Here is a 23,325-nt window from a genome sequence, read left to right on the forward strand (position 1 = left end):
ATTAATTAGTGTTTGTGTCAAATAATGCGGAACGATTTTTGTAAATTTATAATATCATATAAAAACAATTCTTATGAAATTTAAGAACACTATTGTAGCTTGTGGGACTTTGCTTTTATTCTTATCCTGCGCTACTAATCCATTTACAGGGAATAAAACCTTGGCGTTTGTTTCCAATGACCAATTATTTCCTTCAGCATTTGCTCAATACGATCAGTTTTTGTCTGAAAACAAAGTTGTTACTGGTACTTCTGATTCAGAAATGATAAAACGTGTTGGTCAGCGTATTGCAGTTGCTGCTGAACGTTGGCTGAATGCTAATGGACATCAAGGGTATTTAGACGATTATAAATGGGAATATAACCTAGTAGATGACAAGACTGTTAACGCTTGGTGTATGCCTGGAGGAAAAATTGTATTCTATACAGGAATACTTCCAATAGCGCAAAATGAAACAGGTATTGCTGCCATCATGGGACATGAAGTGGCACATGCTTTAGCAAATCACGGACAACAACGTATGAGTGCTGCATACATTCAACAAGGTTTGGCTGTTGCTGGAAATATAGCTATCAAAGATGAGCAAACACGTGGTATTTTTAACCAGTCTTATGGCATTGGTTCCAATGTGTTAGGTATGTTACCATTTAGTAGAAGTCATGAATCACAGGCTGATGAAATTGGATTGACATTGATGGCTGTTGCTGGTTACAATCCTGATGAGGCTGCTGAACTCTGGAAACGAATGAAAGCTAATAGTGGAGGAGAAGCACCACCAGAGTTTTTAAGCACACACCCTTCTAATGATACACGTATTGAAAATTTACAGGGATGGGCACCAAAAGCTAAAGCTGAAGCTAAAAAATTTGGTATTACGTCGTTTAGACCTCTAGGTGAATTTTAATATTCAGTTTACAAAAAAAATGTATTTTAGAAGCTGCTTACTTAAAAGCAGCTTTTTTTATGAAACAATTACAAAAGGGTAGTAAAAAATTGCTCAATGCTTGGGCATTTTACGATTGGGCCAATTCCGTCTACACACTAACCGTTACCTCCTCAATTTTTCCGATTTTTTACTCGGCTTTGTTCATTTCCCAAACGGGAGAAAAAATAGTTTATGCCTTTGGTATGGAGTTTAAGAGTACTGCACTTATTACCTATGTGACTGCTTTTACATTTTTAGTGGTCTCCTTTACATCGCCTATTTTATCTGGTATTGCAGACTATATTGGGAACAAAAAGAATTTCATGAAGTTCTTCTGTTATGTGGGTGGTGCTGGATGTATTGGTTTGTATTGGTTCGAACTAGAACATATCCACATAAGCCTGTTGTTTTATTTTATGGGATTAATTGGATATTGGGGAAGTTTGGTCTTCTATAATTCGTATTTGCCAGACATAGCATTCCCAGAACAACAGGATAGAGTTAGTGCTCGCGGATTTAGCATGGGCTATATTGGAAGTGTTTTGCTATTGATTTTAAACTTGTTTATGGTAATGGGTCAGGATGATGGTGCTGCTAAAATGGAAATGATGCGCTATTCTTTTGTAACAGTTGGATTGTGGTGGATTCTCTTTAGTCAATATACATTTTACTGGTTGCCAAAAGGAACGTCTAGCGGACATAAAGTGACGAAGGCAGTTGTTTTTAACGGCTTGAAAGAGTTACGCTTGGTCTGGCATCAACTAAAGGAAGATTTACGACTTAAAAGATACCTTGGTGCTTTTTTCGTGTTTAGCATGGCAGTACAAACCATTATGTTGGTAGCTGTTTACTTTGGAGAGGAGGAAATTGCTTGGGGAACTGCTGATGACAAAACCCAAGGGCTAATTGTTAGTATCTTGGTGATACAGTTAGTAGCTATTGTTGGAGCTATTTTAACAGCTAGGGCTTCAGAAAAATTTGGTAACATCTCTACATTGATTGTTGTAAATTTCATATGGATGTCCTTATGTGTGTATGCCTATTTCATGGAAACTCCTCTGCATTTTTATATTGCAGCTGGTTTGGTCGGATTGGTAATGGGAGGCATACAATCGTTAGCAAGGTCAACCTATTCAAAATTTTTGCCTGATACAGAAGACACAACGTCTTACTTCAGTTTTTTTGATGTTGCTGAAAAAGTCGGTATTGTAATTGGTATGGCCATTTTTGCAACAATTGATCAAGTTACCGGAAGTATGCGCAATGCTATATTGTTTCTGGTTACCTTTTTTCTGGTTGGAATAATTTTATTGTTTAGAGTTCCAAAAACAAGTACCAATACAAATTAATGTGTATGTTTGTAATTCAAATGAATACTATGAAAAAATTAAGTTTATTATTTACTCTATTGGTTCTTTTAACTGCATTTACATGTGAAAATGAACCGTTGGAAGGTGATTTTAATTTACCTAACGAAACTACTTGTGCAGAAGCTGCTTTGAATACCCAAAATGCTGCATTGGCTTTTTTGAATGTTACAGAGGATAATTATACCCAATTATGTACAGCTTATAGAAACGCTTTACAGGTGCAAATCCAGTTTTGTGGAGATCCTAATGGCACGTTGCAAGCTCAAATAGAAAGTTTAGGTAATTGTAATGACGGAACCGAACCTGATGATTGTGCAACAGCCGTTCAGGCTTCAAATGCAGCTGAAACAGCATTTAATAATGCATCAGCAGACACCTATACGCAGCTTTGTAATGCTTATAAAATAGCTTTGGAAAATCAAATTGCTGCTTGTGGTGATGATGGGCAAATTCAATCAATAATCAATGGGTTAGGAGATTGTACACAAGCATCTGCTTCTGGAACTTTAAGTGTTTCTGCAGGTACATTGAACATTCAATTTATTACGAACAGTGCAGTCTTAAATGGCGGAATGGTTGTCGTAAGCGGTAGTAATACTGAACAAGGAGCCGATTATCATATTTATTTCGAAGTTCCTGAAGGAACTACGGGAGTTGATGTAATGCAAAACTTTGTATTAACTCTTAATGGAAGCGAATTCTTTCCAAATAATGATGGTTTCGATGATTTTACAAATAACATCACAGTTAATGCAGATGGAGTGATTCAAGGAAACTTTGGAGGAATTGTGACTAGGGAAGATGGAGCGGACTTAAGTTTATCCCAAGGAATTGTTGATTTAACTTATTAAAATATTCTATACAAAATTAAAGCCACTCATTTTGAGTGGCTTTTTTTTATCAATATATGTAACTATCCTAATTACTGATACTTCCAGAACCTGAAACTTTATTGTCTTTAGTCTTAGGATTTCCTCGATATTCAATATCACCTGATCCGGCAACACGAGCTTTTAAACTCTCATTGCTAACTACTTCAGCATCTCCAGAACCAGCTACAGAAACAACCGTATGATTAGATTGTAAGTCAAATCCATGAAAATCACCAGAACCAGCAACTTTAGCTTCAAGATTGTTTGTACTACCCTTAAGAGTTAAATCTCCAGAACCAGCAATTTTTGCCTCTGTGTCAGTAGCTCTGATGTCTAATGTTAGGTCACCAGAACCTGCTAAAGCAGCAGTAAAATCTGAAGCATTGATAACATCTTCATTATATAAATCGCCTGAGCCTGCCAATGATACATTGCTGATATCCTTAAATGGGATAGTTATCTTTATGGTCTTATTATAACTTGGTCTTAGAGAGACATTCTTTTGGGTCTTTACGATCAACTGATTGTCTTTTACTTCAGTGATGATGTATTCCAATAAATTGGATTCACCTTCCAAAGTGATTTTTCCTTCTGTTCCAGATACTAAAATATAGTCAAACGAGCCAGCACAATTGACGCCGTCATAATCTGAAGTTGTTCTGGTAACTGTTGTCATCTGTCCGTTTCCTTTGATTTTTTTATCAGCATATCCAAAAGTGATACAAAGGAGTAATGCTGAAAGTAAGATTGATGTTTTCATTGTTTTATAATTTGGTTAATGATTATTAGTTGCGTTTGAATGTTACACTTCCATAGTCTGATCGAATACTGATGTTATTACCACTATTGGAGTTTCCGTAATAACCTTTGTAGTATTTGTCGGTTGACTCAACGCGTGTTGTGGTAAACTCAAAGTCATCGGCTTCTCTCAAAGAAGCATATTCCAAATCGATATCGAAATTAAAATTGTAGTTACGATCATATCCAATGGTAATGCCATTGTAATCTGATTCAATTTGAATGTTGCCAGCATTTGCTGCCATCTTTTCAATTTTTATAGAACCATAGTCGGCTTTAATGTTCACATTTTTATAAATGGTACCAAGCCTAAGCGTCAAATAGTCACCATTTCCATCAATATTATTGGCATTACTGATTTTTAAGGAACCGTAATCACAGTTATAAGACAAGTTCTCGACCAATTCAATTTCTGATGAAGTGTAATCAGCATTAATGTCTAAATACTTAGATTTGGCAACGGTGTAGCCACTGTAATCAGCGTTGATTTTTCCACTTTTTATATATTCAAAATAGGAATTGTTTGTGTAGTCAAACCTGATATTGTTCCCATCAGCCATCAGCTCCTTGGTGGTGATTTTCCCATAATCGCAACTAATATCTGCACGGCCTTCTAACTTATCAAGCGTGATACTTCCGTAGTCATTGCTTAAATCGACATTGTTGGTAATCGGAAGATTAATCATATAGTTTACTTCCATATTCACGTTGTTGTTCTTTCCCCAATTCCACCAGGTACTCGATTTCGATTTACTGAATCGCGTTTTGGCACTTACCAGTGAGTTTGTAGCATTGAATTCAATATCGATATCGTTAAGTTTTTCTTCAACCTTCTCTAAGTCATTACCATTGGTCTTGATATAAACCTCAATAGTAACGGTAGAGCCTTCGTAAGTCGTGACATTGATATTGCCATAACTGTTGTCAACTTTTAAAGTGGCATCAGACGAAACTGAAAATTCCTTTTTTATGGTTTTTTCCTTGGTATGTTTTCCAGACCAGTTTCTATGATTACTTGCTAAAGTGATGCTTGGCACCAATAAGAAAGCAAATAACAGTTTACATAGTAATTGTGTTTTCATAATTGTTGTGATTTGTATTCCAGTCAAATATCTCATTGTAAGGAACGTTTTTTGTTGATTTTTAATTTATATAGTGATTTGATTCGAATCCATTGACTTTAATTGTTTGACCTCTTCAATGCTTTCCAAAACTGTTTTAAGCACGTCAATTCTATTTTGGAAATTAGAGATCATGGCAAAAATGACACGCTTATCATCGCCTGCTTCAGTGAGATCCATTTTTAATTTTTCATAATCTGTTTCCAATTGCTCAAGTTGTTTTAAGGCATCATTGATAAGTTCTTCAGTTTCAGGAGTGCGTTCAGCTTCTAAAGAGGCTAGTTCATTTTGAATAGCCAATGTAAAAAAGCCTTGGGTTTTGGAAAGTTCTGGTGATACACTTGCCAAATCTCGTAACTCAGGTTCTTGTTGTTGCATCACGGTGAAAACTCCAAAGCAAATTATAACTGAAGCAGCAACGGCTAAAAATGGTCTCCAATACGATTTGCTTTTAGGCGCGATTGAAGTAACATTGTTTTGTTGCTTTAGTTTATCTAGAAAACGGTCTTGGTGCCCAACATGTGGCATTTCTACGTCAAAATCGTTTTCCAATCGTTCAAAAAGAGAGTCGATAGTATCTTTTTTCATTGCTTTTGTTTTTAGTAAGCCAAAGGCGTTAGTTTTTTACGTAAACTGTCTTTAGCTCTTGATATCATTGTTCTACAGTTAGCATTTGAAATATCCATAATGTCACATATCTCATCGTAATCATAACCTTCTATTAAGTGTAATGTCAAACTCATTCTGTAATTATCTTTTAATGATTTAATGGTTTCCAACACTTGTTGAACCTTTAGGTTTGAATAGTTATTGTCTTCAACAATCCCAGAGTGGTCTTCAATTTTATACATCACATCATCTAAAGAGGTTTCATTTAATTTGTTCTGCTTTTTGTAATGGTAAATACTGTTGTTGATGACTATTCTTTTTAACCATGCTCCAAAAGTCGTCATCTCCTTTAGGCTAGGTAGCTTTGTAAATGCAGTCAGAAATGAATCTTGCATGATATCTTCAGCTTCATAACTGTTATTCACAATTCTAAATGCAGTGTTATACATGGCTTTATAATATCTATTATAGACTTCCATTTGCGCATGCTGGTCGCCCGATAGACAAAGCTGTAATAGCTGCTCTATATTTTTGTTGGTTAGTGTCAAAAAACAGATGCTTTACTATAAAGAGATGCCATACATTGTTTTGTTACACTTTTTATAAAAAAAGTTTTCGAAGTAAAATTAGGTAATGGCATAACTATTGAAATTACATAAAGGTAAAGAATTACTTTATTTATTTAAATACCTGAAAGACAGTGTTTAAATAGATTTTATTAAAAATTAAAACATAACTCATTCTGTTTATTAAATGACAGAATGACCAAAAATATACTATGGCGAAATCTAATTTCATAAAGCTTGACAGTTTGTCATTACAGGATTTTGATGAAAATTCAGAATTAATTCCCTTAATGACTCCTGAAGATGAAGCTGAAATCAACAATGAATTGCTTCCTGAATCATTGCCAATTTTACCCTTGCGAAATACCGTTTTATTTCCTGGTGTTGTAATCCCGATTACTGCTGGACGTGATAAATCGATCAAACTGATTAACGATGCCAATAATGGCAGTAAGGTTATTGGTGTGGTATCTCAAAAAGATGAGACCGTTGAAGACCCTTCAAAAAAAGATATTTTCAAAACAGGAACAGTGGCTCGCATCCTTAAGGTTTTAAAAATGCCTGATGGAAATACAACGATTATCATTCAAGGTAAAAAGCGATTTGAAATTCAGGAGGTAACTTCAGAAGAACCTTATCTCACAGCGACAGTCAAAGATGTTCCTGAAGCAAAACCAGCGATGGATAATCAAGAGTTTTCTGCAATTATTGAATCTATCAAGGATTTATCCCTTCAAATCATTAAGGACAGTCCAAACATTCCAACAGAAGCGTCATTTGCCATCAAAAACATTGAAAGCAATTCATTCCTTGTCAATTTTGTGTCTTCCAACATGAATCTTTCCGTTAAGGAAAAACAGGAGTTGTTAGAGATGAATGATTTAAAGGAACGTGCTTTGGCTACTTTAAAACTCATGAATATTGAGTTTCAAAAGTTAGAGCTTAAAAATGATATTCAGTCTAAGGTTCAAAGTGATATGAACCAGCAGCAGCGTGAGTACTTCTTACACCAGCAAATGAAAACCATTCAAGAAGAATTGGGTGGAGGCGTGTCTTCTGGTCAGGAAATTGAAGAAATGCGTCAACGTGCCAAGTCTAAGAAATGGAATGAAAAGGTTGCCGATCATTTTGAAAAGGAGTTGGCCAAAATGCAACGCATGAATCCTCAAGTTGCTGAATATTCCATTCAGAGAAATTATTTGGATTTGTTCTTGGATTTACCTTGGAATGAATACAGTGAAGATAAATTCGATTTAAAACGCGCTATGCGCATATTAGATCGTGATCACTATGGTTTAGATGATGTTAAAAAACGTATCATTGAATATTTGGCCGTCTTGAAGTTGAGAAATGATATGAAATCGCCAATATTATGTCTTTATGGTCCTCCAGGTGTTGGTAAAACTTCATTAGGAAAATCTATTGCAGAGGCCTTAGGAAGAGAATATGTACGTATGTCACTTGGTGGCTTAAGGGATGAAGCGGAAATTCGTGGACATAGAAAAACTTACATTGGTGCCATGCCAGGACGAATCATTCAGAGCTTAAAGAAAGCTGGAACCTCAAATCCGGTTTTTGTTCTGGATGAAATAGATAAGTTATCAAACTCACATCAAGGAGATCCATCTTCTGCGATGTTAGAAGTTTTGGATCCAGAGCAGAATAGTGAATTTTATGACAATTTCTTGGAAATGGGCTTTGATCTTTCTAAAGTCATGTTCATTGCAACTTCAAATAGTTTGAATACCATTCAACCAGCATTGAGAGATCGAATGGAAATCATCAATGTTACGGGTTATACCATTGAGGAAAAAGTTGAAATCGGGAAACGCCATTTGCTTCCAAAGCAATTGAAAGAACATGGTTTATCTGAAAAACATCTTAAAATAGGCAAACCGCAATTAGAAAAAATAGTTGAAGGCTATACCAGAGAGTCTGGAGTTCGTGGATTAGAGAAGCAGATTGCCAAAATGGTTCGTCATGCGGCCAAAAACATCGCCATGGAAGAAGACTACAACATCAAAGTGACTAATGAAGACATTATAGATGTATTGGGAGCGCCAAAGCTAGAGCGTGATAAGTATGAAAACAATGATGTTGCTGGTGTTGTCACAGGATTGGCATGGACAAGAGTAGGAGGTGACATACTTTTTATTGAATCCATTCTTTCCAAAGGAAAAGGCAACTTAACTATCACAGGAAATCTTGGTACTGTTATGAAAGAATCTGCAACAATAGCCATGGAATACATAAAGGCGAATGCAGATGAGTTTGGTATCAATCCTGAGGTTTTTGATAAATATAATGTTCATATCCACGTCCCTGAAGGTGCAACTCCAAAAGATGGTCCGAGTGCTGGTGTTACTATGCTAACATCCTTAGTATCTTTATTCACACAACGAAAAGTCAAAAAAAGTTTGGCAATGACAGGAGAGATAACTTTACGTGGAAAAGTGCTTCCTGTTGGTGGTATCAAAGAGAAAATTTTAGCGGCTAAACGTGCTAAAATTAAAGAGATTTTGCTTTGTGAGGACAATAAACGTGATATAGAAGAAATAAATCCCTTATATTTGAAAGGTTTAAAATTTCATTATGTCAATGATATGCGTGACGTTTTGAAATTAGCATTGACAAATCAAAGGGTAAAAAATGCTAAAAAACTTTAGATTAATAGCCGTATGTCTTGTAGTAATGACTTCAAGTTTGGAGCTTATGGCTCAAACAGAAGAATACAAGGATGTACTATTAAATGGGAAACCAGCCAAACTAAACTTAGTGACTGGTGAGGTTACCTATACCAATGGTGAGGTAGCGACTTCTAGAGCTGCCAAGAAAATTAAGGACTCTTTATTGGATACAAGAACAGTCATCAAAACAAACCTAATTGTTGACATGGCTGATGATCCTACAGATTCAAATGAGGTTCCAGCAGATTCTACGTATGTAAAGGTTACTCATGAAGCAGAGCAGATAAGTCCATCACCAAAAGCAGTAGTTCAAAAAAATAGTGCATTGGTGAAATCTGATATAAAACATAGTCAGATTGAGGATGAGATTAATGACAAGTCTAATACAAGTAGTGTTGATTATCACATTGTGAAAAAGGGAGAAACCTTGTACAGTTTGTCAAAACGATATAACATCAGTGTTGGAAAACTTCTTATCGCTAATAATTTAGATACGACTATAATTAAAGTTGGTCAAAAATTGCAAATTGGTACAGAATCAACTCCAGATTCAAATACAATTTGGACCGTTTCCAAAGGGGATACACTATTCAGTATTGCCAAAGAAAATAATACAACTGTAAATGACATCAAAGATCTAAACGGATTGACCAGTAATGTTATTAAAATTGGGCAAAAACTTCAATTGAACAAGAATTCAATTATCACAAAAAAATAAAACACCCAACTTACCGTTTTAAGATAGATTTATTTACTTTGCACTTCTGTATGCTAAAGAGGATTACCACTATTATTTGTCTACTCACTGTTGCTCAAACCTTTTCCCAAGTAGGAGGTGAGTCTACATTTCAGTTTCTAAACTTAATAGCATCTCCTCGTCAAGCAGCTTTAGGAGGAAAGGTCATCACAAATTATGATTATGATGTCACCAGCGGTCTTTTCAATCCGGCAACCATCAATTCCGAAATGGATAACCAATTGGCTGTGAATTATTCAAGCTATTTGGCTGGTATTAGTTATGGCACAGCTGCTTATGCGTACACTTGGGATAGACATGTAAATACCTTGCATGTTGGAATGACTTACATCAATTATGGTGAGTTTGAAGGCTATGATCTTAACGGTATTTCTACAGGAACGTTTACAGGTAATGAAGCAGCTTTATCGTTTGGCTATGCATACAATATTCCATTTACAGATTTTTATGTAGGTGCCAACCTTAAAATGATCACTTCAAAACTGGAACAATACAATTCAATTGGTGTTGCAACCGATCTTGGAGCAATGTACATCAATGAAAGATTAGACTTTCATGCGGCACTGTGCATTAGGAATCTTGGAACCCAAATCGTAACTTATGCTGGACTTAACGAGCCATTGCCTTTGGAAGTGTCGTTAGGATTGTCGCAAACACTTGAAAATGTTCCATTACGTTGGCATTTAACATTTGAAAACTTGCAAAAATGGCCAATTGCCACGTCTAATCCTGCTCGTGCTACAACCGATTTAGATGGTAATCAAACCCAAGAGAAAGTTGGTTTTTTGAATGAATTGATGCGACATACTATTTTAGGTGCTGAATTATTTCCTGAACGCGGATTTAATCTGCGCATAGGATATAACTTCAGACGTGCTGAAGAATTGCGTTTAGAGGAGCAGCGTAATTTCTCTGGTTTGTCGTTTGGAATCGGTATCAAGCTCAATAAGATGCGTTTTAGCTATACGCATGCCAGATATACAAGTGCTTCAAACACTAGTTTTTTTGGATTACAAATCGATTTGAGATAATGAAAAATATTACCATAGCCATTGATGGTTTTTCATCAACAGGAAAAAGTACAGTTGCCAAGCGTTTGGCCAAGGCTTTGGGTTATGTGTATGTCGATTCGGGAGCCATGTATCGTGCAGTGACTTTATACGCCATGCAAAAAGGTTTCATTACAATAAGTTCTTTTGATAAAAATGACTTAATAGCTCATCTAAAGGATATAGAAATTGGTTTTGAATTCAATGAAGATTTAGGTTTTTCAGAGGTGTTTCTTAATGGGAAAAATGTTGAGAAACAAATTAGAACACTTGAAGTTTCCCAGTTTGTAAGCCAGATAGCCACAGTTTCTGAAGTTCGCAAGCAAATGGTTCGGCAGCAACAGAAAATGGGAGCAAATAAAGGTGTTGTTATGGATGGTCGTGATATTGGTACTGTGGTATTTCCAGATGCTGAATTGAAGTTGTTCATGACCGCTTCCGCAGAAAAACGTGCACAGCGGCGTTATGATGAATTGATTGAACGAGGCGACAAGGTTAGTTATGAAGAGGTTCTAAAAAATGTACAATCGCGTGACCATATTGATTCCACAAGAAAAGATTCGCCACTGACTATGGCTGAGGATGCCATAAAAATTGACAATTCTGCACTTAGTTTAGAAGAGCAATTTGAATTGGTATATGACCTTGCCAAGACAACAATTTCTAAAAGTCAGTAAGATTAAATTAAAAATCTATCTAAACATCTTGAACACCAGTACTTTGAATTGACGTTATTAGGTTTGATTCACATGCTATGCTAGAATTTAAGTTATCTATCTAATTGTTTGGTTTATTGGTTAATAAACACTATTTTTGCGCTCCTTTTAGCGGAATAGTGAAAGATAAAAGGACAAGTAAATCAAACAATAACGCTTCTGTGTGTTATTCGCTGTAATCTTTCAAAGCATACAGAATACAAATTTAAATTCAGCACATGTCTGAAAAAGAAACAAAACAAGCTGAGGTAGAAACTACTGAAGCAGCAGCTGTTGAAACTACACAAACGGCTGAGACTCCAAAAGTATCTGAGTCACAAAAGAACCCTGAGAAATTTTTAAAGGAATTTGACTGGCACAACTACGAAGAAGGTATTGAGCAAGTTGACGACAAACAATTGGAAGAGTTTGAAAAGCTCGTTTCTGAAAATTTTGTTGACACTTTAGATGACGAAGTTGTAGAAGGTGAAGTGGTTCACATTACTGATAGAGATGCTATTATCGACATCAATGCTAAATCTGAAGGTGTAATTTCTCTTAATGAGTTCCGTTACAATCCAGATTTAAAGGTTGGTGACAAAGTAGAAGTATTAATCGATGTTCGTGAAGATGCTACTGGTCAATTGGTATTGTCACACAGAAAAGCTAGAGTAATCAAAGCTTGGGATCGTGTGAACAATGCTCATGACAAAGGTGAAATCGTTAATGGTTTCGTTAAATGTAGAACTAAAGGTGGGATGATCGTTGACGTATTCGGTATCGAAGCGTTCTTACCAGGTTCTCAAATTGACGTGAAGCCAATTAGAGATTACGATCAGTATGTTAATAAGACTATGGAATTCAAAGTGGTGAAAATCAACCACGAATTCAAAAACATCGTTGTATCTCATAAAGCGCTTATCGAAGCTGATATTGAAGAACAGAAGAAAGAAATCATCGGTCAATTAGAAAAAGGTCAAGTACTTGAAGGTACTGTTAAGAACATTACGTCTTACGGTGTGTTTATTGATCTTGGTGGTGTTGACGGATTGATCCATATCACAGATTTATCTTGGTCAAGAATCAACCATCCAAATGAGATTGTTGAATTAGACCAAAAACTAAACGTGGTAATCCTTGACTTCGATGAAGATAAATCAAGAATCCAATTAGGATTAAAGCAATTGAGCAAGCATCCTTGGGAAGCTTTAGGTGAAGACGTTAAAGTTGGAGATAAAGTAAAAGGAAAAGTAGTTGTCATTGCTGATTACGGTGCTTTCGTTGAAGTAGAGGAAGGTGTTGAAGGATTGGTTCACGTTAGTGAAATGTCTTGGTCAACGCACTTGCGCTCTGCTCAAGATTTCGTGTCTGTAGGAGATGAAATCGAAGCACAAATCTTAACATTGGATAGAGAAGATCGTAAGATGTCTCTTGGTATCAAGCAATTGACGCCAGATCCATGGACAGACATTACATCTAAATATCCTGTAGGTTCTAAGCACACAGGTATCGTACGTAACTTTACGAACTTTGGTGTATTTGTGGAATTGGAAGAAGGTATTGACGGATTGATTTATATCTCTGATTTATCTTGGACTAAGAAAATCAAACATCCAAGTGAGTTCTGTAACGTAGGTGACGAATTGGAAGTGATTGTTTTAGAGTTGGATGTTGAAGGACGTAAATTATCTTTAGGTCATAAGCAAACAACTGACAATCCTTGGGATAAATACGAAACTGAGTTTGCATTAGGTACGACGCATACTGCAGCAATTTCAGAAATCGTAGATAAAGGTGCAACTATCGAGTTCAACGAAGATATCGTAGCCTTTGTTCCACAACGTCACCTTGAAAAGGAAGATGGTGGCAAATTGAAGAAAGGTGAAGAGACCGAATTCAAGATCATTGAATTTAATAAAGAATTCAAAAGAGTTGTAGCGTCTCACACTGCTATCTTTAAAGAAGAGGAAATCGCTAATGTAAAAGCGGCTGCTAAAAAAGCAGAAGCTCAAGCAGCAGAAGCAAAACCAACTTTAGGTGATGCCAATGATGCGTTACAAGCGCTTAAAGACAAAATGGACGGGAAGAAATAAGTTTTCCTTGAAATTTTTAATAAAACAAAGCCTCTCAATTTTGAGAGGCTTTTTGTTTGCGGTAGGTTTTTACTTCTAAATTTTTAACTTAACTTTGTAAACCAATACCATTGGAAGTTATATGAGTCAAAAAGTATTACTTAATGCTAAAGAGCTGAACATCATTCTCCATCGTTTGGCTTGCCAACTCATTGAAAACCATAATGACTTCTCAAATACCGTTTTAATAGGATTGCAGCCAAGAGGAAAATTTCTGGCCAATCGTCTTGCCACGATGCTCAAGGAGGAATACAAGATTAAAGATATCAAGTTAGGGCATTTGGATATTACATTTTTTAGAGACGATTTCAGACGTGGAGAAAAGATATTGGAAGCCAATACCACTGAAATCGATTTTTTGGTGGAAGGAAAAAATATTGTCTTTATTGATGATGTTTTATATACTGGTCGTAGCATTAGAGCTGCGCTTACTGCCATCCAATCTTTTGGTAGACCAAATGAAATAGAATTATTAACACTCATCGATAGACGTTTCAGCAGACATTTACCAATTCAACCTAATTATAGAGGTCGACAGGTCGATGCTATCAATGAAGAAAAAGTAAGGGTAAATTGGATGGAAAATGAAGGTGAAGACTCTGTATATTTAATAAACAATTAAAATTATGAGCGAATTAAGTGTCAATCACTTATTGGGAATTAAATACCTGAATCCTGAGGATATTCAATTGATTTTTGAAACGGCAGATCATTTTAAAGAAGTGATTAATAGACCGATCAAAAAAGTCCCTTCGCTTAGAGACATTACCATTGCTAATCTATTTTTTGAAAATTCAACCCGAACCAAACTGTCTTTTGAACTGGCAGAAAAACGATTGTCAGCTGATGTCATTAATTTTTCAGCCTCGCAATCTTCAGTAAAAAAAGGTGAAACACTAATTGATACCGTGAATAATATCCTATCTATGAAAGTGGATATGGTCGTTATGCGCCACCCAAATCCTGGAGCTGGTGTGTTTTTGTCACAACATGTTGACGCTAGTATCATTAATGCTGGAGATGGTGCACATGAGCATCCTACACAAGCCTTGTTGGATAGCTATTCTATAAGAGAGCGTTTAGGTGAGGTAAAAGGTAAAAATGTGGTTATCGTTGGTGATATATTGCACAGTAGAGTTGCTTTATCCAATATATTTGCACTTCAATTACAAGGCGCTAATGTTATGGTTTGCGGACCAAAGACCTTGTTGCCAAAATACATTAAGGATCTTGGAGTTAAAGTAGAAACTGATTTAAGAAAAGCCTTAAATTGGTGTGATGTGGCAAATATGTTGCGTGTTCAAAATGAACGTATGGATATGACCTATTTTCCTTCTACTAGAGAGTATACACAGCAATATGGCGTCAACAAAGCACTGTTGGAATCACTGGATAAAGAAATTACCATCATGCATCCAGGACCTATTAATAGAGGTGTTGAGATTACTAGCGATGTAGCCGATTCTGATCAAGCTATTATTTTAGATCAGGTGCAAAATGGTGTAGCCATTAGAATGGCTGTTATTTATTTATTAGCTTCCAAAATAAAACATTGATACTATGATTTTTGATAAAGACGGAAACGTAACCATTATAACCCAAGAAAAATCTTCTATCGTTGATTTGGTAAAAAATTTGACATCGTCTTACAATCAGTATAAGAACAATAATGTGATTGTTAATTTAACCACCTTGAACAAGGTGTCTTTACAAGACATTGTTGAATTTTTACAAATTTCTAACCAACATCGAAAAGCAAAACATTCTTTTGTGATTGTTACCGATAAAGCCAATCTTGATGAAACGCCTGATGAGATTGTTGTAGTACCTACGATACAAGAGGCTTATGACATCATTGAGATGGAAGAGATGGAGCGTGATTTAGGATTTTAATACGATGAAGCTAATCATTCTTGGCTGTCATAGTGCAACACCCAGAACCAATACCAATCCGACCTCACAAGTTCTAGAGATCAACGGTCACATGTTTTTGATTGATTGTGGCGAAGGTACTCAGGTAGAACTTAGACGACATAAAATCAAGTTCAATCGTATAAAGCATATTTTTATTTCCCATTTGCATGGCGATCATTTTTTTGGTTTGGTTGGATTGATTTCCACATTTCGACTATTAACGCGTGAAGCCGATTTGCATATTTATGCTCCCAAAGGATTGAAGGAAGTGATTACAATGCAAATGAAATTAGGTGATTCGTGGACTAACTATCGATTGGTTTTCCATGAACTGACTTCAAAAACTTCCGAACTTATATTCGAAGATGATAAAGTGGAAGTCTATACGATTCCTTTAGATCACAGGGTTTATACCAACGGATTTTTGTTTAAAGAAAAGGAAGGTGAAAGAAAATTAGATATCAATGCTGTTTTAGAGAAAGATATTGATGTAGCCTATTATAGAAAACTAAAAAAAGGGTTTGATGTTGAAAACAATAAAGGTCAGCTCATTGAGAATGCTACCGTAACGAAGGCTCCTAAAAAGCCTAAAAGTTATGCGTATTGTAGTGACACTGCCTACAGTGAGTCGATCATACCAATTATTCATGAAGCAGATGTTCTATATCATGAATCGACTTTCCTTGAAAAAAATGCTGCTTTGGCGCATCCTACAAAACACAGTACAGCGAAACAAGCAGCGAGTATTGCAAAACAAGCCAATATAGGAACACTGATACTTGGACATTACTCTACAAGGTATAAGGATTTAAATGTTTTTAAAAACGAAGCTTCAGAGATTTTTAAAAATGTAAAGCTCGCTAAAGACGGTAAGCAATTTACTTTTGATTGAGTTGGTAGTTGAATTCCTCTAGACCTTGCATCCATTCAATGGCTTCATCTAAAGTGTCACAGCGCTTCATACTCTTCTTAAAGAACTGCTTTTCGATGGTCGCATTCATGTAATTGATGGTGTTGTAAGTTACAATTGCTGTGGCTACAAGATAATCATGGTCATTGTTGAAATCTAACCAAAGTTGAGGATCAAAAGAGTAGGAGTGAATTCGGTTAGCTATATAACCTAAACGTAAACCGTCTGTAATTTCATTAGAAAACGTGCTGATGATATCACTTACCAATGCGTGATTTACATGGATACCTTCATTCAGTTCAGAAATAATCAAATGGTCAGTTATATAAAAGTTGCCATAATCTAAAGTCAGTTTTTTATAGTTAAGGACTTCAGAATATTTGCTATTTTCAAATTTCATTAGTAGGGATTGTTGTAACTTTATATAAAATTTTCGCCCTAAAGAAACAAAAATTTTTTTAAAGTTAATTAATTGTAGAAAATGAATACAGATTTAGGTGATTACAGAAAGTCATATCAAAAGCACGAGTTATTGGAAGAGAACATTAGTGATAACCCAATGGAGGTGTTTCAAAACTGGTTTCATGAGGTAGATACAAACTTTAATGTTGGTGAAACCAATGCTATGACCATTAGCACACTGGGACTTGATGGTTATCCAAAAAGTAGAGTAGTGTTATTAAAAAAATTTACTTACGAAGGATTTATTTTTTATACCAATTACGAGAGCGAAAAAGGTAAAGCTATTGCTCAAAACCCAAATGTTTGCTTATCCTTTTTTTGGCCTCAGGCTGAACGTCAAGTTATTATAAAAGGACAGGCAGAAAGAATAGCTGAAAACTTAAGCGACGGTTATTTTGAATCACGTCCTCGTGGCAGTCAATTAGGAGCCTTAGTTTCCAACCAAAGTCAACCAATAGAAAACCGAGAGGTATTAGAGGAAAAATTAAAATCTTACGAAACAAAATTCAAGGGAAAGGAAATTCCACGACCAAAATTTTGGGGTGGTTTTATCGTCAAACCTGTCGAAATAGAATTCTGGCAAGGCAGACCCAATAGGTTGCATGATAGAATTAGGTATCGATTGGATGAAGACTTTAATTGGAACATAGATCGGTTAGCACCTTAAAAAGCCATAATTTCTTCATTTTTTAAAGTTCCCTCTACACACATTTTTTTCTTATCGGCTATATAAATATTCGGTGAACTACATTAAAATACAGGTTTTTCTTACTTATATTTACATTTTATCGAAAAATTATGTCTATAAGCGATGGTTTTTCATGTCTTTGTGTATATTGTCGATGAAATTAGCAGTTGTCTGATAACTGCCCCGTTATTAGACAAGCAATTAATTAACCATTTAGACTAGACCCCAAATCTAGACTAGCCAAAACTTAACCTACATTATGAGACCTACTAAAATGTTGCCTTTATTGGCATTGATAGCGTTGCTAACGTTTTCTTGTTCTACGGAAGAATATCCAGAGGAAACAATTGACAGTTTTGAGTTACAAAACCCTCCATCTCCTAAAACCATTGAAATTGAGATTTTAGAGCGTATTAATGCGCATCGAATTGGTTTAGGATTGAGTCCATTAAACAATCACAACACGATTAAAGCGGTTGCTTTTACGCATACAGATTATATGGTTGAAGTTAATCAAGTATCACATGATAACTTTTTTCAACGTAAAAATAGTCTGATACAAAACGCTTCTGCTACTAAGGTGTCTGAAAATGTCGCATATGCATTCAGTTCAGCAGAATCAGTTGTAAACGCTTGGTTGAATTCTGAAGGACATAGAGCAAATATTGAAGGTGATTTTACAGATTTTGATATTTCAGCAGAACAAAACAGTGAAGGAAAATGGTATTTTACCAATATCTTCATTAAAAAATAATACAGTTCAAAAACTTGATTAATAGCAAATAATTGTTTTTAAAGCCGCAGATTTCTGTGGCTTTTTTTTATTTTCATATTCTAAGTAAATTGCTTTCATGAAGTTTATAATTTTTTGCTTTTCATTGGGTACTTCCCTAATGTCATTTTCTCAATCTGACATAAAGAAAGACATTGAGGATAAGTATTTAATGGACTTACATATTGATCAAGACAGTACTTTAATGACCGAATTTCAAAGGTATGCTGTAGATCTTTTTAAAACAGGAACTTCGGTAAATGATACGATTCTTAAAAGTGATACCTACAAGGTTGGTGTTGCTTTAATTTCCTCGCAAAATAAAACTGCTGAAAGAGATGTTGCGTTTACTTTATATACCTTGTGTTATAAGGATTTAAGGGAAAAAGACTTTCATAAGAGTATTTATTTTGGTAGCGGTAGAGAAGGGCTCTCAAACTTTTTTGTTGATCATGATACCGAAGAACAAAAAAAGATGATTGATGAAGCTGTTTTGACCTATTTGAAGTTTGATTCCATCCCTGTTGCTAATCCTGCTTATCAGTTTGCTAAAACATATTTTGTAGAGGATACCTATTATGATAAATTTTATTCAACAGATAAACATTCCACATTAAAAATAGGCAACTCCTATGCTTACTTGAGACAGAATGGTAATTATATCATCCAAATTGAAGGCTTTCCAGATAAAACATTACATGATGATACAGAAATGCTATATGTCAATGATGTTTTTGTTGACGATTGGTTTGCTATTAGTGTATTTATAATCGACGATTCTAGTGGAAAGGCCTACAATACTATTTTTAAATTTGAATAAAGGATATAAAGCGAAAAAGCAGACCAATTGAATTGAATCTGCTTTTTTCTAAGTTCAAAATAGAGGGGAAACCTTTATTCTTTTATGATATAGAAATAAGATCGTCTATTCAATTGATGTTCTTCCTCAGTACATTTTACACCGTTAGAACATTTGTTCAATAGTTGGCTTTCACCATAACCAATAGCACTCTCAATACGTTCTGGAGCGATGCCTCGTGAAAGAATATAATCCTTAGTAGATTTTGCTCTTCTATCAGATAGCTTCATGTTATAAGCATCACGACCACGACTGTCGGTATGGGACTCAATCTTGATAACCATATCTGGATGAGCACGCATCACATCAACAATATTTTCTAATTCATATTGTGCATCTGTTCTGATATTCCATTTGTCAAAGTCAAAGAATATCGGATTAATAACAATTTGATTATCGGTTATAAGTGGCTCTAGATACAAATCAGCTTCTGTTACTTTCTCATGTGTATTATCGGTCTCAACTTTTTGTTGATCTTCCTTATAATCTTCCTTGCTACCTATGACAGTATATTTTTTATTACAGTCTACTGTAAATTCGTATGTACCATTTTCATTGGTTTCCAATTCTTCAAGGACTTTCCCAACTTCATTAATTAGCTTGACAGTTGCTCCAGGAATAACATCATTGGTGTTTTGATCTCTAGCTACACCTTTAATGGTTTGTAAACAGATACTTGCATCAAAACTGTAGATATCATCACTACCTTGTCCGTCAGGTCTATTAGAAGAAAAATATCCGGTTTTATCATTTTCATCTTCAGAAGGATTCATAAAGAATGCAAAATCATCATAACCACTATTGTATGGTGCTCCCATATTTTCAGGTTCAGCCATAGTGTCTTTCAAAATATTTGATTTAAATATATCTAAAAAACCTAAATTCAAATGACCATCAGAAGAGAAGTAGAAGGTACTATCTTGACTCACAAAAGGAAACATTTCTCTCCCTTCCGTGTTGATTTTTTCACCAAGATTTTCAGGTTCTGAATAACTATTTTCATTGATTTCAACCTTATAAATATCGGTTTGGCCTATTCCACCATCACGATCAGAAACAAAATATAATGTTTTGTTATCTGGACTTAATGCTGGATGACCAGTAGAGTAGACGTCATCGTTAAATGGCAATTCTACTATGTCAGTCCATGTGTCACCAACTAAACTGGCTTTATATAGTTTTAAATGCGTAGTTCCTTTTTTATCATACTGAACCTTATTCTTTTTACTCACATTATCACGAGTAAAATACATAGTTTTTCCATCGTTTGTGATAGCTACGGAAGCTTCGTGATAGTCTGTATTGATGTCTTCAGCATTGATGAAATCTGCAGAACCATAAGAAGTGGTATCGGCATTTTTTTCAACTGAAACGGAATAGATATCTAAAAACGGTTCTTGGTTCCAGCTATATACTTTTTTCTTGTCATCAACATTTCTTGAAGACGCAAAATATAATTGTCCGTCATGAATCAAAGAGCCGAAATCTGAATACTTTGAATTAAATGGCAAGTTTTGCAACTTAACGACACGATCCTTTTCAGTTTTAGCTAATTCATTGTATTTGGCAATATTTTCAGGATTGTAATCTTTAACACGAGTATCATTGTTCTGTATCTCTGTAAATTTTTTCATCCACTGACTCGCTTCCTCATATTGCCCTAAACTTCTTAAAGACTGAATATACTTATAGATATATTCAGGATTTATATCTTTTTCATAGTTTTCAAGTGCTTTGCTATACCACATAGCTGCTTCTTCCGATTTAGAGTTATTGTAATAACAATCTCCTAATCGCGTAAGTACGTGAAGACTAGTATCGCCTTTTTTAAGTACTTCTTGATAAAGCTCAGTGGCTTTTATATAACCGTAATTTTCAAAAAACTTATCGGCTAACTTTTCTTGGGCGATCATGATTGAACTACCAAGAACAAAAAATAGAACTAAAAATTTTGTTTTCATCATGATTAAGTTTTTAGAAGTATCGAGGCGATTTAATACGTTTGCTTTTAAATATTTCGAACATCAGTAACACTTCATGGGTTCCACTTGTGTAAGGTCTTAAATCTGATATTGGGTATTCATAGGCGTAACCAATACGCAACTGTTTAGACACTTGGAAATCTGCTATGCCTCCAAGGGCTCCAGCTTGTTCATTAAATCGGTATGCAGCTCCAACCCAGAATTTCTCATAGAACAAAAAGTTTGCTGTAAGATCGTAAGAAAGAGGTGCACCATTTGTTGCTTTCAATAGCATAGCTGGTTTGAACTTGGTATTTTCGCTTAAATCGAAAACATAACCACCAGTAAAATAATAACTGATTCGTTCCAAAGACTCAAAGTTTTCATCTCCTGTATAATCTGTATTCAATATTCTAGGAGCACTAAGCCCTAAATACCATCTGTTACTATGCCAATAAACACCAGTACCAATGTTTGGTTTCCAACGATCTTCAAAACCGAAAATCACAGGATCATTGGCTTCAGAAAGTTGAAAGTCAGGATCTAGAGCATAACTAGTAAAACCGGCTTTTATACCAAAAGCTAATTCACTGTTTTCAGTTACACGAATGGTATATGAGAAGTCTCCATATAAATAAGAAAAGTTCTGATATCCTAATTCATCATTGATGAACGACAGACCTAAACCGATCTTATCATTTCTTAATGGTGCATGCACAGAAAGTGTTTGAGTAGTTGGACCACCTTCAAGGCCAACCCACTGACTTCTATGCAGACCAACAACACTTAAGGTTTCTCTACTTCCAGCGTATGCAGGATTTATAGAAATAGTATTGTACATATACTGGGTAAACTGTGGAAGCTGCTGTGCAACTCCCATCCAGCTACTGAATAGTATAAAGACTATAATATTAAACTTTAAAAATTTCATTTTCGGTTAAGATTTAGTTTGTTGATACATAGATTGGGCCTGTAAAAGGTCTTAGTCCACTATTTTTTAAATTAATAACGTAATAATAAGTTCCGGTTGGAACATAGCCAGATCTACCGACGGATGCTCCTGAAGCTTGTCCGCTCCAATCATTTTGATAATTAGAGTTATCATATATTTTAGCTCCCCAACGGTTGAAAATTTGTAATTCGATAACAAATCCACAATCTTCTACTCCTGATACAGTAAAGAAGTCATTGATACCATCGCTATTAGCTGTTACGGCCTTAGAAATAATAACATCTCCTTCACCACAAGGTAATACCACACAATCATCATTAATTAGGATAGTAACTTCAGCTTCACTTGGGCAGATACCACCTACAGTATAGGTAAAGACATACTCACCAAGATCCATTTCAGTAAACTCACCATTTACATCTAATAATGAAGAAGGGTTAAAGAAACTTCCGTCTAGAGTAACATTACTATTAGTAGAGGTCCAAACACCATCAGTATCGAAATCTCCAGATAAAAGACTGAATAAATCAAATTCAAAATCATCTTCAATACATAGTTCAGTGTCTGCTGTTTGAATCTGACTTTGTACTATAACATCAATTGTTTGTGTATAAATAGCTGCATTTCCGCATTCATCTTCAACCAACCACTCTCTGATGATCGTATAATCTGCTACGGAACCATCAGATGAAGAAATCTCTGAAAAAGTAACAGTCATATCAGTAGAACAAGCATCCTCAAATGCTAAGTCTGGAACTTCAGGTATATCACTACATACTACAGTGATGTTCTCTTCCAAATCTGAAACTAATGTTGGTGCAGTAGTGTCTTGAACACTAATGACTTGTGTGTGGCTTGTTGTTAATCCACATTCGTCAGTTGCAACCCAGGTTCTAGTGATAGTATAGTTACTCGGACAACTTCCTGCATTTTGAGTTTCGCTAAATGTAACTTCAGCAGTACCACAATTATCAGTAGCTGTCAATATTTCCGCATCTGGAACACCATCACATTCTACAGTAATATTAGCTGGAAGATTTTCCACAAAATTAGGAGCTGTTGAATCTACCACATTAATAGTCTGCGTCTGTATGTTCTCGTTACCGCATTCGTCCACAAGTGTCCAAGTTCTGGTGATGGTGTACTCATTTGCACACACACCATTAGTAATTGCGTCAGAATATGTTGCCTCCAATCCATTTGAACAGTTGTCTGCCTCGTCCGTC

At 35.4% G+C, this 23,325-nt stretch carries 23 protein-coding genes; 15 read left to right on the forward strand and 8 right to left on the reverse strand.

Going from position 1 to position 23,325, the window contains the following annotated elements; genetic code table 11:
- Positions 1-73 precede the first annotated feature (73 nt).
- The 3 genes from AB9K26_RS03065 to AB9K26_RS03075 are packed head-to-tail and all read left to right on the forward strand — an operon-like array spanning position 74 to position 3,146.
- Positions 74-904: a M48 family metallopeptidase gene (locus tag AB9K26_RS03065; protein ID WP_369971064.1), complete on the forward strand. Its 831-nt coding sequence runs from the start codon at positions 74-76 to the stop codon at positions 902-904.
- A gap of 59 nt (positions 905-963) precedes the next feature.
- On the forward strand, positions 964-2,274 hold the full coding sequence (locus AB9K26_RS03070; RefSeq protein ID WP_369971065.1) for an MFS transporter: 1,311 nt from the start codon (positions 964-966) through the stop codon (positions 2,272-2,274).
- A 29-nt stretch (positions 2,275-2,303) separates the two neighbouring features.
- The gene (locus AB9K26_RS03075; protein ID WP_369971066.1) at positions 2,304-3,146 is read left to right on the forward strand and encodes a hypothetical protein; all 843 of its coding nucleotides are present in this window, start codon (positions 2,304-2,306) and stop codon (positions 3,144-3,146) included.
- Positions 3,147-3,213: 67 nt separating this feature from the next.
- On the opposite strand, the gene AB9K26_RS03080 is transcribed toward AB9K26_RS03075, so the two are convergent.
- The 4 genes from AB9K26_RS03080 to AB9K26_RS03095 all read right to left on the reverse strand — a co-directional run bounded on the left by AB9K26_RS03080 (position 3,214) and on the right by AB9K26_RS03095 (position 6,243).
- The gene (locus AB9K26_RS03080; protein ID WP_369971067.1) at positions 3,214-3,927 is read right to left on the reverse strand and encodes a head GIN domain-containing protein; all 714 of its coding nucleotides are present in this window, start codon (positions 3,925-3,927) and stop codon (positions 3,214-3,216) included.
- 25 nt (positions 3,928-3,952) lie between these two features.
- Positions 3,953-5,047: a hypothetical protein gene (locus AB9K26_RS03085; protein ID WP_369971068.1), complete on the reverse strand. Its 1,095-nt coding sequence runs from the start codon at positions 5,045-5,047 to the stop codon at positions 3,953-3,955.
- 66 nt (positions 5,048-5,113) lie between these two features.
- Positions 5,114-5,674, reverse strand: a complete 561-nt coding sequence (locus AB9K26_RS03090) for a hypothetical protein (RefSeq protein ID WP_369971069.1) — start codon at positions 5,672-5,674, stop codon at positions 5,114-5,116.
- Positions 5,675-5,685: 11 nt separating this feature from the next.
- Complete coding sequence (locus tag AB9K26_RS03095; protein WP_369971070.1) at positions 5,686-6,243, reverse strand: RNA polymerase sigma factor; 558 nt, start codon at positions 6,241-6,243, stop codon at positions 5,686-5,688.
- A gap of 230 nt (positions 6,244-6,473) precedes the next feature.
- Here AB9K26_RS03095 and lon point away from each other — a divergent pair, with 230 nt between their 5' ends.
- The 9 genes from lon to AB9K26_RS03140 all read left to right on the forward strand — a co-directional run bounded on the left by lon (position 6,474) and on the right by AB9K26_RS03140 (position 16,387).
- A complete protein-coding gene (lon, locus tag AB9K26_RS03100) occupies positions 6,474-8,927 on the forward strand; it encodes an endopeptidase La (RefSeq protein WP_369971071.1) in 2,454 nt (817 codons plus the stop codon).
- Positions 8,911-9,666, forward strand: coding sequence for a LysM peptidoglycan-binding domain-containing protein (locus tag AB9K26_RS03105; RefSeq protein WP_369971072.1), 756 nt, complete (start codon positions 8,911-8,913; stop codon positions 9,664-9,666). The genes lon and AB9K26_RS03105 overlap by 17 nt, the downstream gene beginning before the upstream one ends.
- Before the next feature lie 50 nt (positions 9,667-9,716).
- Positions 9,717-10,736 (forward strand): type IX secretion system protein PorQ, encoded by a 1,020-nt coding sequence (gene porQ / locus AB9K26_RS03110; RefSeq protein ID WP_369971073.1) that lies wholly within the window; start codon positions 9,717-9,719, stop codon positions 10,734-10,736.
- Positions 10,736-11,431, forward strand: a complete 696-nt coding sequence (gene cmk, locus AB9K26_RS03115; RefSeq protein WP_369971074.1) for a (d)CMP kinase — start codon at positions 10,736-10,738, stop codon at positions 11,429-11,431. Before porQ ends, cmk begins: the two co-directional genes overlap by 1 nt.
- Positions 11,432-11,688: 257 nt before the next feature.
- The gene (gene rpsA / locus AB9K26_RS03120; RefSeq protein WP_369971075.1) at positions 11,689-13,542 is read left to right on the forward strand and encodes a 30S ribosomal protein S1; all 1,854 of its coding nucleotides are present in this window, start codon (positions 11,689-11,691) and stop codon (positions 13,540-13,542) included.
- A gap of 121 nt (positions 13,543-13,663) precedes the next feature.
- On the forward strand, positions 13,664-14,203 hold the full coding sequence (gene pyrR / locus AB9K26_RS03125) for a bifunctional pyr operon transcriptional regulator/uracil phosphoribosyltransferase PyrR (RefSeq protein WP_369971076.1): 540 nt from the start codon (positions 13,664-13,666) through the stop codon (positions 14,201-14,203).
- Between the two features lie 4 nt (positions 14,204-14,207).
- Positions 14,208-15,137 (forward strand): aspartate carbamoyltransferase catalytic subunit, encoded by a 930-nt coding sequence (locus AB9K26_RS03130; protein ID WP_369971077.1) that lies wholly within the window; start codon positions 14,208-14,210, stop codon positions 15,135-15,137.
- A 4-nt stretch (positions 15,138-15,141) separates the two neighbouring features.
- The gene (locus AB9K26_RS03135; protein ID WP_369971078.1) at positions 15,142-15,474 is read left to right on the forward strand and encodes a ribonuclease Z; all 333 of its coding nucleotides are present in this window, start codon (positions 15,142-15,144) and stop codon (positions 15,472-15,474) included.
- Between the two features lie 4 nt (positions 15,475-15,478).
- Complete coding sequence (locus tag AB9K26_RS03140) at positions 15,479-16,387, forward strand: ribonuclease Z (RefSeq protein ID WP_369971079.1); 909 nt, start codon at positions 15,479-15,481, stop codon at positions 16,385-16,387.
- Here AB9K26_RS03140 and AB9K26_RS03145 read toward each other — a convergent pair.
- Positions 16,374-16,805, reverse strand: a complete 432-nt coding sequence (locus AB9K26_RS03145) for a hypothetical protein (protein WP_369971080.1) — start codon at positions 16,803-16,805, stop codon at positions 16,374-16,376. The two genes, AB9K26_RS03140 and AB9K26_RS03145, sit on opposite strands and share 14 nt — an antisense overlap.
- Positions 16,806-16,886: 81 nt before the next feature.
- On the opposite strand from AB9K26_RS03145, the gene pdxH reads away from it, so the two are divergent.
- From pdxH to AB9K26_RS03160, 3 genes are all read left to right on the forward strand, one after another.
- Complete coding sequence (gene pdxH, locus AB9K26_RS03150) at positions 16,887-17,534, forward strand: pyridoxamine 5'-phosphate oxidase (protein ID WP_369971081.1); 648 nt, start codon at positions 16,887-16,889, stop codon at positions 17,532-17,534.
- A 280-nt stretch (positions 17,535-17,814) separates the two neighbouring features.
- Entirely contained in the window at positions 17,815-18,309 is a 495-nt protein-coding gene (locus AB9K26_RS03155) for a CAP domain-containing protein (RefSeq protein ID WP_369971082.1), read from the forward strand.
- A gap of 97 nt (positions 18,310-18,406) precedes the next feature.
- Positions 18,407-19,147: a hypothetical protein gene (locus AB9K26_RS03160; RefSeq protein ID WP_369971083.1), complete on the forward strand. Its 741-nt coding sequence runs from the start codon at positions 18,407-18,409 to the stop codon at positions 19,145-19,147.
- Between the two features lie 74 nt (positions 19,148-19,221).
- Here AB9K26_RS03160 and AB9K26_RS03165 read toward each other — a convergent pair whose 3' ends face one another.
- From AB9K26_RS03165 to AB9K26_RS03175, 3 genes are all read right to left on the reverse strand, one after another.
- Complete coding sequence (locus AB9K26_RS03165) at positions 19,222-21,147, reverse strand: OmpA family protein (RefSeq protein ID WP_369971084.1); 1,926 nt, start codon at positions 21,145-21,147, stop codon at positions 19,222-19,224.
- Between the two features lie 13 nt (positions 21,148-21,160).
- Positions 21,161-22,078, reverse strand: a complete 918-nt coding sequence (locus AB9K26_RS03170) for a type IX secretion system membrane protein PorP/SprF (protein ID WP_369971085.1) — start codon at positions 22,076-22,078, stop codon at positions 21,161-21,163.
- 13 nt (positions 22,079-22,091) lie between these two features.
- Positions 22,092-23,325, reverse strand: a 1,234-nt coding sequence (locus AB9K26_RS03175; protein ID WP_369971086.1) for a gliding motility-associated C-terminal domain-containing protein, incomplete at its 5' end; no start/stop codon positions are given.

It is taken from the genome of Psychroserpens sp. XS_ASV72, assembly GCF_041224425.1.
In the GTDB taxonomy this organism is placed as follows: Bacteria; Bacteroidota; Bacteroidia; order Flavobacteriales; family Flavobacteriaceae; genus Psychroserpens.

Bases quoted from the DNA above. Each gene is read 5' to 3' on its own strand.
- AB9K26_RS03065 (WP_369971064.1), top strand. From the start codon at position 74: ATGAAATTTAAGAACACTATTGTAGCTTGTGGGACTTTGCTTTTATTC.
- AB9K26_RS03070 (WP_369971065.1), top strand. From the start codon at position 964: ATGAAACAATTACAAAAGGGTAGTAAAAAATTGCTCAATGCTTGGGCA.
- AB9K26_RS03075 (WP_369971066.1), top strand. From the start codon at position 2,304: ATGAAAAAATTAAGTTTATTATTTACTCTATTGGTTCTTTTAACTGCA.
- AB9K26_RS03080 (WP_369971067.1), bottom strand. From the start codon at position 3,927: ATGAAAACATCAATCTTACTTTCAGCATTACTCCTTTGTATCACTTTT.
- AB9K26_RS03085 (WP_369971068.1), bottom strand. From the start codon at position 5,047: ATGAAAACACAATTACTATGTAAACTGTTATTTGCTTTCTTATTGGTG.
- AB9K26_RS03090 (WP_369971069.1), bottom strand. From the start codon at position 5,674: ATGAAAAAAGATACTATCGACTCTCTTTTTGAACGATTGGAAAACGAT.
- lon (WP_369971071.1), top strand. From the start codon at position 6,474: ATGGCGAAATCTAATTTCATAAAGCTTGACAGTTTGTCATTACAGGAT.
- AB9K26_RS03105 (WP_369971072.1), top strand. From the start codon at position 8,911: ATGCTAAAAAACTTTAGATTAATAGCCGTATGTCTTGTAGTAATGACT.
- porQ (WP_369971073.1), top strand. From the start codon at position 9,717: ATGCTAAAGAGGATTACCACTATTATTTGTCTACTCACTGTTGCTCAA.
- cmk (WP_369971074.1), top strand. From the start codon at position 10,736: ATGAAAAATATTACCATAGCCATTGATGGTTTTTCATCAACAGGAAAA.
- rpsA (WP_369971075.1), top strand. From the start codon at position 11,689: ATGTCTGAAAAAGAAACAAAACAAGCTGAGGTAGAAACTACTGAAGCA.
- pyrR (WP_369971076.1), top strand. From the start codon at position 13,664: ATGAGTCAAAAAGTATTACTTAATGCTAAAGAGCTGAACATCATTCTC.
- AB9K26_RS03130 (WP_369971077.1), top strand. From the start codon at position 14,208: ATGAGCGAATTAAGTGTCAATCACTTATTGGGAATTAAATACCTGAAT.
- AB9K26_RS03135 (WP_369971078.1), top strand. From the start codon at position 15,142: ATGATTTTTGATAAAGACGGAAACGTAACCATTATAACCCAAGAAAAA.
- AB9K26_RS03140 (WP_369971079.1), top strand. From the start codon at position 15,479: ATGAAGCTAATCATTCTTGGCTGTCATAGTGCAACACCCAGAACCAAT.
- AB9K26_RS03145 (WP_369971080.1), bottom strand. From the start codon at position 16,805: ATGAAATTTGAAAATAGCAAATATTCTGAAGTCCTTAACTATAAAAAA.
- pdxH (WP_369971081.1), top strand. From the start codon at position 16,887: ATGAATACAGATTTAGGTGATTACAGAAAGTCATATCAAAAGCACGAG.
- AB9K26_RS03155 (WP_369971082.1), top strand. From the start codon at position 17,815: ATGAGACCTACTAAAATGTTGCCTTTATTGGCATTGATAGCGTTGCTA.
- AB9K26_RS03160 (WP_369971083.1), top strand. From the start codon at position 18,407: ATGAAGTTTATAATTTTTTGCTTTTCATTGGGTACTTCCCTAATGTCA.
- AB9K26_RS03165 (WP_369971084.1), bottom strand. From the start codon at position 21,147: ATGAAAACAAAATTTTTAGTTCTATTTTTTGTTCTTGGTAGTTCAATC.
- AB9K26_RS03170 (WP_369971085.1), bottom strand. From the start codon at position 22,078: ATGAAATTTTTAAAGTTTAATATTATAGTCTTTATACTATTCAGTAGC.